This is a genomic window from Marinimicrobium sp., from assembly GCF_002695945.1.
GTDB lineage: Bacteria > Pseudomonadota > Gammaproteobacteria > Pseudomonadales > Cellvibrionaceae > Marinimicrobium > Marinimicrobium koreense.
This window is the reverse complement of the sequence record NZ_NZQP01000022.1, coordinates 1-16,501: the sequence shown is the minus strand read 5'-3', so window position 1 is coordinate 16,501 and position 16,501 is coordinate 1. Positions and strand designations below refer to the sequence as shown.

Genomic DNA, 16,501 nt, shown 5'->3' with positions numbered 1-16,501 from the left:
CACTGAAACGAGCGAGACCCGCCTATGCGTAACGCTGCGTCCGTGGTTCGTCACTTCTCCCGCCTGGGCCTGTGCTCGCTCCTCGGGCTGACGCTCGCCGGGTGTGATCGGCCGGCAGAGCCGGTGGCCAGCCTGGAAGTGGCCTCCCGCAGTGTTCAATCGGGCGCCCTGTCCCGCAACGGNGCCTGGGCGGTGGTCGGNTCCGGCTATCAGGGCGGCAGCCTCTGGGCCCTCGACACGGATGAGCGTCGCTATGACTGGAATCACAANGCCGACAGNCTCACCCTGATCACNTCNGCAAGCTTCTCGCCAGAGGGNNACTNCGCCCTCACGANCGATGAGCGNACNCTGGTNCTCTGGAATCGTCAGAGTGGCCNGGCCGAACANTACTGGAGCAGCCCGTCGGAGATTCTGGNNAGCNANCTNGGNCCNGAGGGNGANCNCGCGCTGTTGGGGTTGGCCGATCANCGCGCTTCGNTGTACAACGTCCGNCGNGGNGGAATCATCCGCAACCTGCANCACAGTGACCGGGTATNGGCGGTGGCCCTGAGTGGCGATGGCACCCGCGCCCTGACNGGCTCCGATGAAGGAACNTCTACCCTGTGGAATCTTGAGACCGGCGACCCGATCGTCTCCCAGCAACATGATNCCCCCATACAGTGCGTGGCGATGAGTCCGGACGGCAGGAAANTGCTCTCGGCGGCCCGCTATGAACGCCCCAGGTTGTGGAGTGCGGAAGGCGATNTGATCTGGGAATTGCCGCTGCCCGAGGAGCGTGTCAAGCGCGGCACCCAGGTGACCGTGGCGCGCTTCAGTGACGANGGCGATTGGCTNTTGACCGGNCAGCCNTCNGGTCGNGTCGATCTGTGGGATTTGCANCGCCGGGCGGTGGTGTACAGTTGGCAGTTGCCCAAGAGGAAAGCCTTTCATCCGACCGCCGTGGCGGTGATGGATCTCGCCTTTACCGACAACCCGGACGTTTATCGAGCGCTCAGTTCCGATGGCTTTGTGCACGATCTGACGTACTGATCGATACCNGTTTCTACCGGGCATTAAAAAAGCCGCCCTTTTGAGGCGGCTTTTTTAAGACGGGGACTGAATCGGTGGTTATTCAGCGCCTTCGCTATCAGCGTCGGCCTGGTCGTCAATTTCGAGCAGCTCAACTTCAAAGATCAATGCGGCATTGGGCGGAATGGGACCATTGCCGCCGGGGCCGTAGGCCAGATCGGAGGGGATGTACAGCTCGTACTTGGAACCTTCCGACATCAGCTGCAGCGCTTCGGTCCAGCCGGCAATCACACTGTTCAGTGCGAAGGTGGCCGGCTGGTCGCGCTCGTAGGAGCTGTCAAACTCGGTACCATCGAGCAGGCGACCGCGGTAGTGAACGGTCACGGTGTCGTCGGCTCCGGGCTTGGCGCCGTCACCCTCTTCGAGCACTTTATACTGCAGGCCGCTATCGGTCTGACTCACGCCCTCAGCGTTGGCNTTTTCCGCGAAGAAAGCTTCGGCTTCCTGCTTGTTGGTTTCCGCGGCCGCTTCCTGCTCGGCTTCGCGNCGGGCCATTTCNTGCTCCTGGAAGGTCTGCATCACTTCGCGCATNTCTTCCTCGCTCAGGCGCGGCTCTACGCCGTCACGCTTGTCGCGCAGGGCCTGGGCAAAAGCATCGGGCTCAATGGTCACGCCGCCCTGAGCCAGGTTTTCGGCCAAATTGGTGCCGAAAACGTAGTTGACCTTTTCTTCCAGNGTTTCCAGTTTGGCGGGTTCGTTCTCGGGTTCGGCCTGATTGCAGCCAACCATCAGAGCGGTTGCACCGAGCAGGCCCGCGATCAATCGTACATTGCGTTTCATGCGTTGCACCTTCTTTTATAGTGGTTTGTCAGTCTGCCCGCTTAGCCAGCGGTNTCAAAGAGCGCTCCATGGTAACCCAAACCGGGGGGNAATGGGCGCCTTTTTGCGGCGCTAACTGGCCACAATGAGAACCCGTTGGTCCACATTTTCGCCGGTAGGTTCCATCGAGTGCACTAAATGGCGAAAATTTTTGCCAATCTGGCCCAATTCGGCGTGCTGCCATACACATTTTTGCNCGACGATACTACAATACCAGCACAGGTTTACGCGGTTAATCGCTCACTTTCCAACTGCACAGGAATTTCACTATGGCTGCCAAGAAAAAAGCTACCGTCAGCGTGTCCGATCTGGAAAAGCAGGTCGAAAAAGTCCAGTCGCAGCTGGACCAGGCGCGCGCCAAAAAACTCACCCAGGCTGAGAAGGCCGCCNCCCAGGCCAAAAAGGCTCTGGATACGGCCAAGCGCAAGCTGAAAACGCTGCGCAGCAAAAAGGCCGCCGCCGGCAAGGTCAAGGCGAAAACCGTCGCCGCTCAGCAGCGGTTGCGCAAGGCGTCCGATGCGGTAGTCGCCCAGCAGAAAGTGGTTGATACCGCACAAGCCACTCTGGATGTAGCGAAGCAGACACTGGCTTCGGCCAAGGCGGAAAAGAAACAGGCGGATCAGTTGGCGCGTGAAGTTCGCAAAGCGACCCGCGCGGTTGAGAAAAAAATGAACAAGAAGGCGGCGAGCAAGCGCGGTACGCGCAAGAAAACCGCCAGCGCCAGTGCAAAGAAAACCACCGCCAAAAAAGCCACCGCCAAGAAGGCAAGCACCAAAAAAGCCGCCGCCAAAAAGACTGCGGCGAAAGTGACCACCAAGAAGGCGAGCACCAAGAAGAAGGCTGCGGCNAAAAAGGCACCGGCGAAAAAAGCGCCGGCCAAGAAAGCGGCCAGTAAGAAAGCCAGCACAAAAAAAGTGAGCACCAAAAAAGCCGCGAGCAAGGCATCCACGACCCAGTCGGCGACCCCNAAAAANGCNGCGGCCAAGAANGCTCCCGCCAAGAAAGCAGCGGCGAAGAAACCGGCCGCCAAGAAGGCACCCGCGGCCCAGAAGTCCCCTGCGAAGAAGGCGCCTGCGAAAAAGGCANCGTCCAAACCAGAGCCCCAGAAGCCGGCCNCACCGGAAAGCACCNNTCCCGCAGCGGGCGCGACCAGNGAGAGCAACGCCGGGGTGAACCGCANCCCGGAGNCNCCACCGGTACAGCCGGCCCAGGAGCATCCNCATGAGCCGGTTCCCGGTCACCAGAGCACGGANCTGATNGAGCCNACCGNCAAGCCCAAGGCCGAGCCNGTNCCGGATCGNCCCGCATCGGGCAGCCTGTTTGGNCGCGACTTTTTCGACAGTGATGACAANTTCTAGGGNCTGAGTCTATCCGGGCCGCAGGCCCGGGNAAGNCCAACGAAACANGACTCTGGAAAAACGCACAACGGGAGGCTNAGGCCTCCCGTTGTGCGTTTGGGGCNTGTGTTGGGCTCAGGNGCGGATNAGNACCTCAAGCATCTCCCGNANTTTGTCGTCNGGAAGATGNAGTGCTCGAGCATAGACGGTCAGGTTGGCGCCCGGNGTCACCGNCGCTTTGCGCTGNCTGCCGAGCCAGGTGCGGGCGAGTTTNTCCAGTCGGGNCTGAACGGCCTGTTCGGCCTGCAGTTCGGCGGCCTTGATCGCCTGACGGCTGGCTTCGATGGTCCGGTCTGACGTGCCGTAATGGCGCTTGATATGCTGGCGCATGCGNCGTAAGGGCTCGACGATCTCCGTACGCCAGGGGGCGATGTAGGCCTGGGCAAGGCGCAGCCGGGTGTCGTTGATGNNGANGCCTTCCTGTTCCAGCCAGCGCAGCCAGAGTAGAATATTCACATCNCCGCCCCANCCNTCCTGNANGCTCAGNCACAANGNCTCCACNCCCGGCTGCTGGTANAGCTGGAGCGAAAANTCCCANAAANGGGTNTNGAGNCGGGCGAGGTTCATTGCCAATNTCCTGTTGGGCNACTCAACGGCCAGCCGGCCATNNAGAACGTGTAGAATACGCGCCATGATCCAATTACAGCAAGTTTCCCTGCAGCGCGGNCGGCAGTTTCTGCTCGATCACGCNGACCTCACCCTTTTCCCCGGNCAGAAGGCGGGCCTNATTGGCCCCAANGGNAGCGGCAAGTCCAGCTTCTTTCANTTGCTNCTGGGCNGCCTGCAGACCGACAGCGGCCAATGGGATATTCCGCGCCAGTGGCGCGTCGCGCATATGGCCCAGGAAGTGGAAACCCTGGACCGGCGGGCGGAAGATTATGTCCTCGACGGCGATACCGAACTGCGGCGTCTGGAGTCGGCCATCGAGTCCGCCCATGACGATGGTGAGCGACTGGCCCGGTTGTACGCCGAAATGGAAAACATTCAGGCCTACTCGGCACCCGCCCGGGCTCAGCAGTTGCTTTCCGGCCTCGGGTTCGCTCCCGGGGATGGTGATCGCCCAGTGTCTGACTTTTCCGGCGGTTGGCGCATTCGCCTGAACCTGGCTCAGGCATTGATGTGTCCCTCGGATCTGCTGCTGTTGGACGAGCCCACCAACCACCTGGACCTGGACGCGACCCTGTGGCTGGAGCAGTGGTTGCAGCGCTATCCGGGCACATTGATCATCATCTCGCACGACCGGGACTTTCTGGACAATGTGGTCGACCGCATTGTGGCCCTGGAAAACGCCAAACTGAACTTGTACGTGGGTAACTATTCCGCCTATGAGCACCAGCGGGCGGAGAAGCTCGCTCAGCAGGACGCGGCCTTCAAAAAGCAGCAGGAGCAGATTGCGCATATGGAAGCCTATGTGCGCCGTTTTCGCGCCCAGGCCAATAAAGCCCGGCAGGCCCAGAGCCGCCTGAAGGCGATTGAGCGGATGGAGAAAATCGCTCCGGCCCATGTCGACTCGCCGTTCAGTTTCCGGTTCTCGCCTGCGGGGAAAATGTCCAGCCCGCTGATCAACCTCAGTGAGGCTGATATCGGCTACGGCGACAAACGCATCCTGAGTCAGGTGAATCTCGGGATTTTGCCCGAGACCCGTATTGGCCTGTTGGGCCCCAACGGCGCCGGTAAGTCCAGTCTGATAAAAACCCTTTCCGGTGAACTGCCCTTGTTGAGTGGCGAGTGTCACACCGGTGACAACTTCCAGCTCGGCTACTTCGCTCAGCACCAGCTTGATGCGCTGGACCTGGAGGCCTCCGCCGCACAACACATTCTGCGAATGACCCCCACGGCCCGCGAGCAGGAAGTGCGGGACTTCCTCGGGGGGTTCGATTTTCACGGCGACCGGGCCTTTGAGCCCATTACCCATTTCTCCGGTGGCGAAAAAGCGCGTCTGGCGCTGGCGATCATTGTCTGGCAGAAGCCCAACGTATTGTTGCTGGACGAACCGACCAACCACCTGGATCTGGAGATGCGCCAAGCGCTGACCTTGGCGTTGCAGGATTTTGAAGGAGCCGTGTTGGTGGTGTCACACGATCGTCATCTGCTGCGCAGCACCGTGGATGAGTTTCTGTTGGTGGCCGACGGCCAGGTGAGTGCTTTTGATGGCGATCTGGACGACTACTATCGCTGGTTATTGCAACGACGCCAGGAGGATAATGCTGTCGAGCGCGCCGCCGCGCCACCGCCCCAGCAAGACAAAAAAGCGCAACGTCAGGAGGCCGCGGCCCGCCGCGCTCAGTTGAAGCCGCTGACGGACAAGCTCAAAAAAGTGGAACGCCAGATGGATAAGCTGAACCAGTCGCTGTCCGGCATCGAAACCGAGCTGGCCGATCCGGCGATCTACGATGCCGAGAACAAGCAGCGTCTGCAGGAACTGCTAAAATCTCAGGGAGAGACCCAGGCACAACTCGACGAGTGCGAGGAACAATGGCTCGCGCTCAGTGAAGAACTGGAACAATACGCATAGGGTAACTGGATGTTCAATCTGTCCCGCCTGTTTGGTGCCCGCGCCAGCCACATTGCCGCCATCGATCTGGGGTCCAACAGCTTTCATATGATTGTCGCTCGTTGGGAAAACGATCAGCTCACCCTGCTCGATAAACTGCGTGACCCTGTACGCCTGGGGTGGGGACTGACCGAAGACGGTCGCCTGGACGATGAGGCTCGTGACCGGGCCATGGCCTGCCTGGACCGGTTCGGTGAACGATTGCGGGATTACCCCTCCCGCAGCGTGCGGATCGTCGGCACAAAAACCCTTCGCAGCATCGAGGACTCCCGCGCCTTTCTGAGCGATGCCCAGAGTCGACTCGGGCATCCGGTGGAAATCATTTCGGGTGAAGAGGAGGCCCGCCTGGTGTATCTGGGCGTCGCACACTGCATCGCCCCCGGAGAGGGACGCCGGATGGTGGTGGATATCGGCGGCGGCAGCACCGAGGTGATTCTGGGGCAGGGCATGCTGCCGGAACTCAAGGAAAGCCTGAGCATGGGGTGCGTGGCCCTCACCAAGCGTTTTTTCTACGACGGCAAGGTCACCGATAAACTGATCAAAAAAGCGCGCCTGGCCTGCCAGCAGGAAATTTCACCGGTGCTGGACAGTTTTCTCGATCAGGGCTGGCAAGAGGTACTGGGCGCGTCCGGCACCATCAAAGCGGCGGCCAAAGTCTGCGAACAGAATGGCTGGACTGATGGCACCATCACTGTTGACGGTCTGAAGAAAATCATCAAGGCCTATCAGGATCACGGAAAGCTGGATCTGAACTTGAAAGGGCTTTCAAGTGACCGGGAACCGGTATTTCTCGGCGGGGTGATTGTGTTGACCTCGATTTTCGAAAGCCTGGGCATTGAAAAAATGCTCGCCGCCGATTGGGCTCTGCGCGAGGGATTGTTGTACGACCTCAAGGGCCGACTGGAAAACCGGGATATCCGTCAGGAAAGTGTCGACGCCCTGGCCAAGCGCTTCCACGTCAATCTTCCGAAAGCGGAGCAGGTGGAACAGACCGCCCGGGTTCTCCTTGATCAGGTGGCCGATACCTGGGGGATGGACAATGTCGAGGCAGGCAAGTTACTGGGTTGGGCCGCCCGCCTGTACCCGGTAGGCCTGGATATTTCCCACACCGATTACCACAAACACAGCGCCTACATTATCGATAATGTGGACCTGGCGGGTTGCTCCAAGGCCGAGCAGGCGCAACTGGCGGCCCTCGCGCTTGCGCACCGCAAGCGCTTCCCGGCGAAGAAGTTCCCGATGGATGATGCCGAGTTGGTGCAGCTGGCCATCGTGCTGCGGCTGGCGGTGATTTTCAATCGGGCCCAGAAGAAAACCGATAATCCACCGATTCAGTTCGGTGTGCACAAACAGACCTTGACGTTGAGCGTTCCGGGACAGTGGGTGGAGAGTAATCCCCTGACCCTGGCGGACCTGGAAACCGAGGCGGGGTATTTAAAAGATATTGGTTACCAACTGGATATTGTTGCGGTGTGACGGTTGGGTAACGGCGGATGCACCCGCCATCCACCAAAATCCCTAAACCGACGTCAACTGCCGCGCCGCCCACCGGTCCAACAGAATCGCCTGAGAATCCACTGCCTCTTCTCCGCCCTTGGGCTGCAAGTTCTGGTAGCTACCGTTGGACTGTAAAATCCAGGCGTGGGTATTGTCCTGCAGGTACAATTCCAGATCCTCAATAATCCGGTCGCGAATTTTCTTGTGCTTGATCGGAAAACAGGTCTCCACCCGGTGAAACATATTGCGGATCATCCAGTCGGCGCTGGAGCAATAAAGCTCCGGATTGCCGTCATTTTCAAAGTAGAACACCCGGCTGTGCTCAAGCAGACGCCCGACAATGGAGCGCACCTGAATATTATCTGACAACCCTTCGACGCCGGGACGCAACTGACAGATGCCGCGCACAATCAAATCGATTTTGACACCCGCCCGGGCGGCCGCATAGAGCTCGTTGGTGAGTTCTTCTTCATACAGCGAGTTCATCTTGGCAATGATACGCGCCGGCTTGCCCTTTTCCGCATTCTCTTTTTCCGTGCGAATCCGTCGCACCATCCCCTTGTGGAGGGTAAAGGGCGCGTACAGCAGGCAATCCATCTTGGACGCCTTGCCCAGACTGCTTAGTTGCAGAAACACCCGATAGACGTCTTCGCCGATCTCCCGGTCACTGGTCATCAGACCGTAGTCGGTGTACAGCATGGTGGTTTTCGGGTGGTAGTTGCCCGTACCCAGGTGTACGTAGTAACGCAATTTGTTCTCTTCCCGACGGGCCACCAGCAGCATCTTGGCGTGTGTTTTAAACCCCACCACCCCGTAAATCACGTGAATACCATAGCGCTGCAGGCGCTCGGCCAGGGCGACATTCTGCTCCTCATCAAAGCGCGCCCGCAGCTCGACAATGGCGGTCACTTCTTTGCCCGCTTTGGCGGCGGCTACCAGTGCGTCCACCACCGGCGAGTTGGAACCGGTTCGGTACAACGTCTGCTTGATGGCTAAAACGTTCGGATCGGTGGCCGCTTCGCGCAGAAAATCCACCACGGCATGGAAGGAGTCGAACGGGTGATGAAGCAGGATGTCCTGCTTTTTCAGCGCCGAGAAATAGCTGTTGGCCCGCTTGGGCAATCGGGGCATGTTCTGCACAAAGGGGGTGAAGTAATAGGCGCTGTCCTTGATCAGGTCAAACAGGTCTGACAATCGGTTCAGGTTGACCGGGCCGTTGATGCGATAGACATCCCGTGGCTTGATTTCGCAGCGCTGCATCAGAAAATCTTCGAGCTCTTTGGGGCAGGTATCCGCCACTTCCAGGCGTACTTCATCACCGTACTGGCGATACACCAGCTCACCCTGCACCGCTCGCAGCAGGTCCTCGCTTTCTTCTTCATCGAGGAAAATATCGGAGTTGCGGGTCAGCCGGAACTGATAGCTGTCGATCACCGTCATGCCGATAAAAATTTCCGACATGAAGTAGTGAATGATCGAGGAGACGAAAACGAAGGTTCGTCCCTCGCCACTGAATTCTTCCGGCAGTTCGATCATATGGTTGAGAGATCGGGGCACCTGCACAATGGCTCGACCGGAGCTGCGACCAAAGGCATCTTTACCGTCGAGCTTGACAATAAAATTCAGGCTTTTATTGAGAATGCGCGGAAAAGGGTGCGCCGGGTCCAGACCGATGGGGCTGAGCAGCGGCAGAATATCGGTTTCGAAGTAGTCGTGCAGATAGTCAATCTGTGCCTCGTTCCACTCCTCACGACGCAGAATCCGGATGTGATTGTCCCGCAGCAGGGGGAAAAGTTGATCATTGACGATCCGGTACTGCTCATCCACCAGGGCATGCGCTCGCTCGGATACCTCGGTCAGGGTCTGCTCCTGACTCAGGCCATCGGGCCCGGCGGGGCTGGAGGCATTAAGCTCCAGCATCTCAACCAGCCCACCGACCCGGACCTCGAAAAATTCGTCGAGGTTGGTGGCGAAAATACAGACAAACCGGAGTCGTTCCAGCAATGGCAGCGAATGATCGTAGGCCTGATAGAGGACTCTTTTGTGGAACTCAAGCAGACTGAGTTCGCGATTGAAAAACGCGTTGGACACGGTGTAACCCTGTTGCGCCATAAAACGAAGGCCCTACCTTATTGCAGAAATATGACAATCATAAGTCAGGCGCCAGGGCATCTCCCTTTGGGCCGCGCTCATGTCGCCCTCAGTATAGCACCCGTCGGGTCCGGATTTTCCTGGGTTGCAATCGATTGCGGAGCGTGACGGAGCAGGCTATGCTTGCCACAGAGCCTGGCACTATCAGACCCGGAATTGCCAATAATAACCACTGCGCCCAATGTGGCTGCGGCCCAACGCGAGGACTTTCCCCATGACATGGCCCATGACTCGTCGCGCCTTCACCCGCAATGCCCTCACGGCCCTTGGTCTGACACTGCCCCTGGGGAGTGCCCAGGGAGCTGAACGCCCGCCCAATATCCTGGTGCTGGTGGCCGACGACGCCGGAGCCCGGCACTTTGGCTGCTATGGCAACCCGGAGATCAAGACCCCGCACATCGACCGTCTGGCGCGGGGAGGGTTGACCGCCGATAACGCGATACTGACCACGCCCCAGTGCAGCCCGTCCCGGATCAGTATTCTCACCGGGCGCTACCCGCACGAAACCGGAGCCGAAGACCTGCACATGCCCCTGCCGGAGGGCGACCCGATTGTTCCGGGACTGCTGCAACAGGCTGGCTACTTCACCGGGCATATGCAGAAAACCCACTACGGCCCACACGCGGACGCCCAGTTCCAGTGGTATGACCCGGGGTTGGATCAGCTCGACGGGTTCATTGATGCGGCGCAGGGTAAGCCGTTCTTCATGTGGGTCGGATTTGACGACCCGCACCGTCCCTATCAGGACAATACCATTCCCGAACCCCACGACCCGGCGCGTCTGCCTCTGGCTCCCTGGTTGGCCGATACCCCCGAAACCCGCCTGGACCTGGCGCGTTACTACGACGAAATCGCCCGTATGGACGGGGTAATCGGGCGGATGATGGCCACGCTCGCGGCGCGCAACCTGGCCGAGGAGACGCTGGTGGTGTTCCTGAGCGACAATGGCGCCCCCTTCCCCCGGGAAAAAGGCGCCCTGACCGACGCTGGCGTCAAAACCCCATTGATCTTCCACTGGCCGGGCAAAGTGCCCGCAGGCAAGCGGACGGCGGATGTGATCAGCGTCATGGACCTGGCGCCGACCTGGCTGCAGCTGGCGGGGCTGGATCCGTTGGAGAACATGGGCGGCAGCTCCCTGGTGCCCCATATCCTGGGGCTGGAGCCCTTTACCCGGGATGCGGCCTTCAGCGAGCGCAATTGGCACGACACCGACGAGCATCTGCGCAGTGTCCGTACTCGGCGGTACAAGCTGATCCACAACGCCTATATTCACCTCCCGTTCGGCTCCCCGGCGGACGTTTCGGAAAGCCCCTCCTGGCGGGCCCTGTTCGAGCTCAAGCAGAAGGGGCAGCTCAGCCCGGAACAGGCGCTACTGTTCCGGTCACCCCGCCCGGAGATCGAGTTCTACGACCTGGAGCAGGATCCCTGGGAGCTGAACAACCTGGCCGGTGACCCTGCCTATCGGGACCGACTGCGGGAGCACGTCAGGCTGCTCGAAGCTTGGCGCGAGACTACCGGCGACTTCCCTCCCTCCCGGCGCCAGCGCCGGGGCCATACCGACCGGATTCGCGGGGTGTTTTTCTCCGATACCATACCGCCGATGACGGATCCCTAGCCGATTTGGTGATAATCTGGAGGCGCCAGATGGCGGATTTTGCTTTCACGGTCGTCCTACAGACAACGAGCCCCGGCGTCGGCTGTGCGGGGATTGCGTGATACGACCATAGACGCGAAAATAAGTATGACAAATAAAGAGAGCTTGGAGAACGTATACCTTTCGATCAGAAAAGGGCTGATAAGGGCTGTTTCCCGGCTGGTGCCTCCCAAGGAGATAGAGGACATCGTCCAGGAAACCTATGTCCGAATTTGCGCGGTCAAGCAGACCGAGCAGATCCGGCACCCTCGCTCGTTTCTGTACCGGACGGCCCGCAACCTGGCGCTTGATCATCTCAAGCGGGCCGAGACGCGGGTGGGCGTCAGTATGGAAGATGACAGCGTAAACCTGGATTGGGCTACCGATGATGTTGACCAGGTATACAGCCAGGTATCGGCCAAACAGGAGTTTGAACAGTTTTGTGAGGCGGTTCGACATCTGCCCCTGCAGTGTCGACGAGCCTTTGTGTTGAAAAAGGTGTACGGATACTCCCAGAAAGAGATTGCCCAGAACCTGAATATCAGCGAGAACACCGTTGAGAAGCATATTGCCACGGGCATGAGCCGGTGCAGGAAATACATGAAACAGGCTTCGGCCAATGTGAACAGGAATCCGGGCTCGTTCAAGAGCCAGGAGATAAAGTGATGAGTAATATTTATCAATTTCAGACAGAAGAGCAGATGTATGAGGATGCGAGCCTGTGGGTAGCGCGTCTTGATCGCGGTCTGTCTGAAGAAGAGACTGCCGCCTTGCGCCGCTGGCTCGACGTCAATCCCGGTCATCGTGACTGCCTGCTGGAAATGGCGGAGCTCTGGGACCGCATGGACAGCCTGTCGGTCCTGTCGGAGCTGTTTGATCCCCCGGTGGCTCAGCAGCAGCGCTCGCGGGCGGTGGGACGCACGGTATGGGCGGTCGCCGCATCCATTCTGGCAGTGGTGTTTGCCGTCAATTTGCTGTTGCCCATGTCACCCTGGAGTGGGGCGAACTCCGAGGGACCGGCACTGAGCAATCTCGAGACCTCAGACACCCTTTACGAAACCGGGGTTGGCGCTCACTCAACGGTCAACCTGCCGGACGGCACCAGAATGTTACTCAATACCAATACGCAGGTTTCGGTGACCTACAGTGATCAGGAGCGCCTGCTGGTGCTCAACCGGGGGGAGCTGCATGTTGAAGTCGCTCACGACAAACAGCGCCCCCTGCGCGTGCGGGCAGGCAGCAATGTCGTGGAAGCGGTGGGCACGGCGTTCAATGTCTATCTCAAAGAAGACGAAAGTGTTGATGTGATTGTCACCGAGGGGCGGGTTCGGGTTAAACCGCTGCCGCACAGCGATGACGTATCAGAGCTGGCTGATCAGGTCCGCGACCTGGTTCGCGGTCAGAAGCTGACCGTACGGGACAGCCAGGCGCTGGCTGTTGAAGAGGTCGACTCGACGTTGATCAATGACCGCCTCTCCTGGCGCGATGGCAATCTGGTGTTTCGTGGAGAAACTCTTCGGGAAGCGCTCAACGAACTCAGCCGCTATACCCCGGCGACGTTCAAGGTGGTTGATTCACGCATCCGGGACGTTCGCATAGCCGGATTGTACAAGGCGGGCGACGTTGACGGATTGCTGTTGGCACTGAAAGAGAATTTCAATATTGACCATCGGCGGACCGGTAGTGGCGTCATTGAGCTGTCTTTAAGGGACACTCCGGAGTCAGTCAAATCGGAAGGCTGACAATGTTGGGCGGTCTAAAAGTGAACCCATAACTCTAACCCCCGTGAACTGGAGAACAACCTATGTCATCAAGGCAGCAGGTAATGAATCGTATTGTCCTGGCGTTGGTCGGTGCGGCGCTGGCGGTCTCGGCCTCGATAGCGAACGCCGATGAAGAACGTCATGCTGGCACTTCTGTTCAGCTGTGGTCGGTCAAAGATCAGGTCTCAGAGGATATCAGAGGCACCCTGGAAGATCTGGCGGATATGGGGTTCGATGGCATTGAGTTGGCCGGAAATCTGGGGGAATTCACGGGCGAGCCAGAGGCTTTCAAAGCGTACCTGAATTCTCTTGGCCTGGAAGTCAGCGGCGCGCACGTGGGCGTTGATCAGTTCAACGACGCCAATTTTGCGGACACCATAGAACTGTACCGCACACTCGGCGTGGATCGACTGATTGTACCCATGGATGCCCGCGCCTGGGACCCGGAGCGAATAGACGATCTGATCGCTGACCTGAACCGGATCGCCGAGCAGTTGAAACCCTACGGTATGAAAACCGGTTATCACAATCACCATCGGGAGTTTGATCCCTATAAGGACACCACTTTCTGGGACTACCTGGCGGACAACACCGCCGATGATGTGCTGCTGCAGTTGGACGTAGGGTGGACCTACTTTGCAGGTAAGGACCCCGCCGAGGTGATCGACCGCTACCGGAGCAGAATTGAAACGGTGCATTTCAAAGCGCAAATGACCCGCTATGCGGATATACGCGATCAGGCTCAGGCAGCGACCGGGGCGGATAATCCGTTTGGTGAGTTCGGTGTCATTTTTCAGCACAACCAGAAAGCGGCGGATAGCAGTGACACCCATCAACCCTTGATTGGTCAGGACTCATTGGACTGGCAGGCGATTATTGAAGCGTTGGAAGGCGAGGGCGATCCGGTCTGGTATGTCGTCGAGCAGGAAATCTACCCCAATGACATGCCACCGATGAAAGCCGTCGAGATTTCGATGGACGGCTTGCAAGACGAACTGAACAATAACTAGAGAGGACGAGTTATGTCTGATAACCACTATGATGCAATTGTGGTCGGTTCCGGCATCAGCGGCGGCTGGGCCGCCAAAGAGCTGACCGAAAAAGGCCTGAAGGTGCTCCTGCTGGAGCGCGGTCGCAATATCGAACACGTCAAGGACTACAAGAACGCCACCAAGGAAGTCTGGGATTATCCCCATCGCGACAAGCCCACCCAGGAAATGAAAGAGAAGTTTCCGGTTCTCAAACGTGACTATCCCCTCAATGAATCCACATACGGCATGTGGGCGGATGAGCGGAAGAACCCCTACATCGAAGAAAAACGCTTCGATTGGTATCGGGGTTATCACGTGGGTGGCCGTTCCCTGCTGTGGGGCCGCCAGAGCTATCGCTTTAACCGGATGGACTTTGAAGCCAACGCCAAAGAAGGTATCGCCGTTGATTGGCCGATCCGCTATGACGATATTGCGCCCTGGTACGACTATGTCGAAAAATTCGCGGGCATTGCCGGTACTCGCGAAGGTCTGGATGTTCTTCCCGATGGACAGTTTCTACCGCCGGTCGAGCTGAACTGTGTCGAGAAAGATATTGCCAAGCGAATCAGAAAGAGTTTTGACGGGCAGCGTCACTTGATTCACAGTCGCACCGCGAACATCACCAAGCCCATGCCCGAGCAGGGCCGGGTCAACTGCCAGTACCGCAACAAGTGCTGGCTGGGCTGTCCCTTCGGTGCCTACTTCAGCACCCAGTCTTCCACCCTGCCGGCGGCCATGAAAACCGGAAACCTGACCCTGCGGCCCTTCTCGTTGGTGAAAGAAATCATCTACGACAAGGACAAGAAGCGGGCCAAGGGTGTGGAGGTGATCGACACCGAAAACAATCAGACCTACGAGTACACCGCCGATGTGGTGTTCCTGAATGCCTCGACCTTCAATTCCACCTGGATTCTGATGAACTCCGCCCGGGATGTCTGGGACGGCGGTCTGGGCAGCAGCTCCGGTGAGCTGGGTCACAACGTCATGGACCACCATTTCCGTTGCGGCGCCAGTGGCGATGTCGAGGGCTATCTGGATAAATACTATTACGGTCGCCGACCGGCCGGTTTTTATATTCCGCGCTTCCGCAACGTGGGTGGCGATCAGCGTGACTATGTGCGCGGTTTTGGCTATCAGGGCTCAGCGAGCCGCGAACGTTGGGATCGGGAAGTGGCCGAATTTGATGTGGGCGCCGATCTGAAACAGGCGCTGAGTGAGCCGGGCGGCTGGACCATTGGTATGACCGCCTTCGGTGAAATGTTGCCTTACCACGAAAACCGGATTGCGCTGGATCACTCGGTCACGGACGCCTGGGGCTTGCCGGTCTTGTCCATGAACGTTGAGATCGGGGACAACGAGAAACAGATGCGTAAGGACATGATTCAGGACGCGGTGGATATGCTTGAGGCCGCCGGGGTTAAAAATGTCCATGGTAGCGATTGGGGTTACGCTCCGGGCATGGGGATCCATGAAATGGGCACCGCCCGCATGGGCCGGGACCCGAAAACCTCGGTGCTGAATGCCCACAACCAGGTGTGGGACGCGCCCAACGTTTACGTCACCGACGGCGCCTGCATGACCTCCGCCTCCTGCGTAAACCCGTCCTTGACCTATATGGCACTGACCGCCCGTGCTGTGGACCACGCGGTTAATGAACTGAAGAAGGGGAATCTGTGATGAACCGACGTGAACTCCTCAAACTGATCACCGCCGCCACCGGCACCGCCATGATTGGCGCGACCGGCACGCTCGCCGGTTGTGCAAATGAGGCTTCAAAAGCGGCTCCCCTGACGTTCACCGAACAGGACGTGTTCCTGCTCGATGAGGTGGCGGAAACCATCCTGCCACGCACCGACACCCCGGGGGCCAAAGACGCCGAAGTGGGCCAGTTCATGACCGTGTTTGTCCGTGACTGCTACACCGAGGCCGAGCAGGCGATCTTCCACAGCGGCATGGATCAGCTCAATGCCGCGGCCAACGAGCAATACGGCAGCGACTTTTTGAATCTGAGCGGCGAGCAGCGCACCGAGTTCATTCGCGCGCTGGATGCCGAAGCCAAAGCGGTGGCCGCAGCCGGCACCACACCGCCGCACTACTTCACCATGATGAAGCAGCTGACCCTGTTTGGTTTCTTTACCTCCCAGGTGGGGGCCACCCAGGTGCTGCGCTACATCGCCATCCCGGGCCGTTACGATGGTTGTATGCCGTACGAGGAAGGTGACCGGGCCTGGGCGACCTGATTCAGGGTCAGGTAACGGCGGGTGCGCAGTCTAATCGCTGCGCTCAGCCCCTACGCATGATTATGGAGGTGTCGTGGATTTGGTTATGGCGTGCTGCCGTGGTATGCGTAGGGCGGATAAGGCCGAAGGCCGCATCCGCCGTAACCACTCTTCCCGCTTACCCAAAGCCGTAGATACCATCTGTCCCCACGTACCTCAATGGGTTGTAGTTAACCAGCCCATTGAGGATCGTAGCCTTGCTGGTGCTTCAGCACGCCATAAGCCATCTGAACCAGTTTTCTCATGGCCGCGCCCAGAGCACTCATTTTTGCTTTGCCTCGGGACACCAGGCGCTCATAGTGCGCCTTG

12 protein-coding genes are annotated in these 16,501 nt (G+C 58.8%); 9 read left to right on the top strand and 3 right to left on the bottom strand.

Annotated elements, in window-relative coordinates; genetic code table 11:
• Positions 1 to 24 precede the first annotated feature (24 nt).
• Positions 25 to 1,029, top strand: coding sequence for a WD40 repeat domain-containing protein (locus CMG77_RS15790; RefSeq protein ID WP_353743456.1), 1,005 nt, complete (start codon positions 25 to 27; stop codon positions 1,027 to 1,029).
• A 78-nt stretch (positions 1,030 to 1,107) separates the two neighbouring features.
• Here the strand turns inward: CMG77_RS15790 and bamJ are convergent, their stop codons facing one another.
• A complete protein-coding gene (gene bamJ / locus CMG77_RS05380) occupies positions 1,108 to 1,797 on the bottom strand; it encodes a BamJ family beta-barrel-assembly machinery protein (RefSeq protein WP_502691763.1) in 690 nt (229 codons plus the stop codon).
• Positions 1,798 to 3,359: 1,562 nt separating this feature from the next.
• Entirely contained in the window at positions 3,360 to 3,851 is a 492-nt protein-coding gene (locus tag CMG77_RS05375) for a TIGR02444 family protein (protein WP_286903729.1), read from the bottom strand.
• 64 nt (positions 3,852 to 3,915) lie between these two features.
• Here CMG77_RS05375 and CMG77_RS05370 point away from each other — a divergent pair, with 64 nt between their 5' ends.
• Together CMG77_RS05370 and CMG77_RS05365 are read left to right on the top strand one after the other, a co-directional pair.
• Positions 3,916 to 5,799: an ATP-binding cassette domain-containing protein gene (locus CMG77_RS05370; RefSeq protein ID WP_286903728.1), complete on the top strand. Its 1,884-nt coding sequence runs from the start codon at positions 3,916 to 3,918 to the stop codon at positions 5,797 to 5,799.
• Positions 5,800 to 5,808: 9 nt separating this feature from the next.
• Complete coding sequence (locus CMG77_RS05365) at positions 5,809 to 7,314, top strand: Ppx/GppA phosphatase family protein (RefSeq protein WP_286805761.1); 1,506 nt, start codon at positions 5,809 to 5,811, stop codon at positions 7,312 to 7,314.
• 42 nt (positions 7,315 to 7,356) lie between these two features.
• On the opposite strand, the gene ppk1 is transcribed toward CMG77_RS05365, so the two are convergent.
• Positions 7,357 to 9,447: a polyphosphate kinase 1 gene (gene ppk1 / locus CMG77_RS05360; RefSeq protein WP_286805763.1), complete on the bottom strand. Its 2,091-nt coding sequence runs from the start codon at positions 9,445 to 9,447 to the stop codon at positions 7,357 to 7,359.
• Positions 9,448 to 9,700: 253 nt separating this feature from the next.
• Here ppk1 and CMG77_RS05355 point away from each other — a divergent pair, with 253 nt between their 5' ends.
• From CMG77_RS05355 to CMG77_RS05330, 6 genes are all read left to right on the top strand, one after another.
• Positions 9,701 to 11,101 carry a sulfatase family protein gene (locus CMG77_RS05355; protein ID WP_286805766.1) on the top strand — a complete coding sequence of 467 codons (1,401 nt, stop codon included), beginning with the start codon at positions 9,701 to 9,703 and terminating at the stop codon, positions 11,099 to 11,101.
• Between the two features lie 126 nt (positions 11,102 to 11,227).
• Positions 11,228 to 11,785 carry an RNA polymerase sigma factor gene (locus CMG77_RS05350; protein WP_123639336.1) on the top strand — a complete coding sequence of 186 codons (558 nt, stop codon included), beginning with the start codon at positions 11,228 to 11,230 and terminating at the stop codon, positions 11,783 to 11,785.
• Positions 11,785 to 12,861 carry a FecR domain-containing protein gene (locus CMG77_RS05345; RefSeq protein ID WP_123639335.1) on the top strand — a complete coding sequence of 359 codons (1,077 nt, stop codon included), beginning with the start codon at positions 11,785 to 11,787 and terminating at the stop codon, positions 12,859 to 12,861. Before CMG77_RS05350 ends, CMG77_RS05345 begins: the two co-directional genes overlap by 1 nt.
• 62 nt (positions 12,862 to 12,923) lie before the next feature.
• Positions 12,924 to 13,892 (top strand): sugar phosphate isomerase/epimerase family protein, encoded by a 969-nt coding sequence (locus tag CMG77_RS05340; RefSeq protein WP_286805770.1) that lies wholly within the window; start codon positions 12,924 to 12,926, stop codon positions 13,890 to 13,892.
• A 12-nt stretch (positions 13,893 to 13,904) separates the two neighbouring features.
• A complete protein-coding gene (locus CMG77_RS05335) occupies positions 13,905 to 15,590 on the top strand; it encodes a GMC oxidoreductase (protein WP_286805772.1) in 1,686 nt (561 codons plus the stop codon).
• On the top strand, positions 15,590 to 16,153 hold the full coding sequence (locus CMG77_RS05330; RefSeq protein ID WP_286805775.1) for a gluconate 2-dehydrogenase subunit 3 family protein: 564 nt from the start codon (positions 15,590 to 15,592) through the stop codon (positions 16,151 to 16,153). The genes CMG77_RS05335 and CMG77_RS05330 overlap by 1 nt, the downstream gene beginning before the upstream one ends.
• Positions 16,154 to 16,501: the final 348 nt, after the last annotated feature.

Coding starts and splice junctions, on each gene's coding strand:
- CMG77_RS05365 (WP_286805761.1), top strand. CDS start 5,809: ATGTTCAATCTGTCCCGCCTGTTTGGTGCCCGCGCCAGCCACATTGCC.
- ppk1 (WP_286805763.1), bottom strand. CDS start 9,447: ATGGCGCAACAGGGTTACACCGTGTCCAACGCGTTTTTCAATCGCGAA.
- CMG77_RS05355 (WP_286805766.1), top strand. CDS start 9,701: ATGACATGGCCCATGACTCGTCGCGCCTTCACCCGCAATGCCCTCACG.
- CMG77_RS05350 (WP_123639336.1), top strand. CDS start 11,228: ATGACAAATAAAGAGAGCTTGGAGAACGTATACCTTTCGATCAGAAAA.
- CMG77_RS05345 (WP_123639335.1), top strand. CDS start 11,785: ATGAGTAATATTTATCAATTTCAGACAGAAGAGCAGATGTATGAGGAT.
- CMG77_RS05340 (WP_286805770.1), top strand. CDS start 12,924: ATGTCATCAAGGCAGCAGGTAATGAATCGTATTGTCCTGGCGTTGGTC.
- CMG77_RS05335 (WP_286805772.1), top strand. CDS start 13,905: ATGTCTGATAACCACTATGATGCAATTGTGGTCGGTTCCGGCATCAGC.
- CMG77_RS05330 (WP_286805775.1), top strand. CDS start 15,590: ATGAACCGACGTGAACTCCTCAAACTGATCACCGCCGCCACCGGCACC.